1 protein-coding gene is annotated in these 2,406 nt (G+C 67.9%); it reads left to right on the top strand.

Annotation, left to right across the window (positions count from 1 at the left end; genetic code table 11):
• On the top strand, positions 1-2,406 hold a 2,406-nt coding region (locus AC1VAN_RS18630; protein ID WP_480986422.1), incomplete at both ends, for a beta strand repeat-containing protein.

Here is a 2,406-nt window from a genome sequence, read left to right on the forward strand (position 1 = left end):
CCTTGGCGCCGGCTCGGCACTGACGCTGATCGGCAGCAACGCACTCACGCTCGATGGCGTGATTTCCGGCACCGGCAGTCTGGTCAAGAACGGCGCTGGTACGTTGACCCTCGGCAACGCCAACGGCTTCAGTGGCGGCCTGGCGTTGAATGGCGGCAACCTGCAGTTGGGCAACGCCGGCGCTCTGGGAACGGGCGCGCTCAACGTCGGCGGCAATGCAACGCTGGACACTGCCGCCGCCTACACCGTGGGCAACGCGATCAACCTGGCCTCGGGCACGACGCTTGCCCTGCAGGGCAGCAATGCGCTGACGCTCGGCGGCGTGGTGTCCGGCAATGGTGCACTGGTCAAGAACGGTGCAGCCACACTGACCCTGGCCAATGCGAACACCTACGCCGGCAGCACCACGATCAATGCCGGAACCCTGGCGCTTGGCGCAGGCGGCAGCCTGGCTGTCGGGGGTGACGTCACCCTCGGCGGCGCCGGCGCGGGCTTCGATATATCGGCGGCAACCGGCAACCAGACCATCGGCGCGCTGAATGGCGTGGTCGGTTCGACGGTCGGGCTGGGAGGAAACTCGCTGACCTTTGGTACGGCAGCCGATGCGGTGTTCGATGGCGTGATCAGCGGAGGTGGTGGCCTGGTCAAGGTGGGCGCGGGCGTGCAGACGCTGTCCGCTGCCAACACCTTCGGCGGCGGCGTCAGCCTCAATGCCGGTGGCCTGCTGCTCGGCAATGATGCGGCACTGGGCAGTGGTGCGCTGACCGTGGGTGGCGCGGCCACCCTCGACACCAGCCTGGCGGCAACACTGGTCAACAACATCGCCCTCAATGCCGGCCTGACCGTGCTGGGCAGCAACGCGCTGACGCTCAACGGGGTGATCTCCGGCACCGGCAGCCTGACCAAGAATGGTGCTGCCACGCTGACCTTGAACGGCGTGAACACCTATACCGGTGGCACCAACGTCAACGCCGGCACGCTGGCCCTGGGAGCAGGTGCAAGCCTGGCCGCCAGCGGCATCGTCAACCTGGCAACCGGCGCTACGCTGGATCTCTCCGCGGGCAACGGTGCCCAGACCTTCGGCACCCTGACCGGTAGTGGCACGGTCAACCTGGGCGCGAACTCGATCACTGTCGGCGGACCGACCAACGGTGTCTTCAGCGGATCCATCGCCGGCACCGGCGGCCTGATCAAGGAGGGGACCGGTACTGAAACGCTGACCGGTACCAACACCTTCACCGGTGGCACCCTGATCAATGCGGGAACGCTGGCGATCGGTGCCGGTGGCAGCCTGGCGGCAACCGGTGCAGTCACGCTTTCCGCGCCGGGCACCGGCTTCGACATCTCCGCGGCCGGCAACCAGACCATCGGCGCGCTCAACGGCGTCGCTGGCAGCACCGTGGCGCTGGGCGGAAATACGCTGACCTTCGGCGGCGTTGGCAACGGGACCTTCGATGGCGTGATCGGTGGGACCGGCGGGCTGGTCAAGAACGGTACGGGCATCCAGACGTTGGGCGGCGCCAACGTCTTCGGCGGCGGGGTGGCACTCAACGGTGGCGGCCTGGTGGTGGGCAACAATGCCGCGCTGGGTACCGGCGCGCTGACCGTGGGCGCCAACGCATCGCTGGACAGCAGCATCGCTGCGAACCTCGGCAACGACATCGGCCTGCTGGCCGGTGCCACGCTCAACCTGCTTGGCAGCAATGCATTGACGCTGGGCGGGGCGGTCACCGGCGATGGTGGCCTGATCAAGAACGGCGCGGCGACGGTCACCCTGACCGGCAGCAACACCTTCACCGGCGGCACGGTCATCAACAGCGGCACGCTGGCGATCGGGGCGGGCGGCAGCCTGTCGCCGACCGGCGCGGTGAACCTGGCCGGTACCGGCACCTTCGACATCTCCGCCGGCGGCAACCAGAGCATCGGTTCGCTGGCGGGCGTGGCCGGCAGCACGGTGTCGTTGGGGGGCAACAGCCTGACGCTGGGAGGTACCACCGACGCGACCTTCAACGGTGCCCTGACCGGCAGCGGTGGGCTGGTCAAGAATGGCAGCGGCGTGCAGACCCTCAACGGTGCCAGCACGTTTGGTGGCGGCGTCACCCTCAATGCCGGCGGCCTGGTGGTGGGCAACAACGCTGCGCTGGGAACCGGCACGCTGACCGTTGGGGGCGCTTCCACGCTCGATTCCAGCGGTGCGGTGACCTTGGCCAACAACATGGTGCTCAACGCCGGCCTGACCGTACTTGGCAGCAACGATCTCACCCTCAACGGCAATCTGTCGGGGGCCGGCAGCTTGACCAAGGACGGCGTTGCTACCCTCACGTTGAACGGCACCAACACCTATACCGGCGGCACCTACATCAACGCTGGCACGCTCGCGCTCGGTGCCGGTGCCAGCCTCAGCGC

Source organism: Stenotrophomonas sp. 05L44_2 (assembly GCF_056665995.1).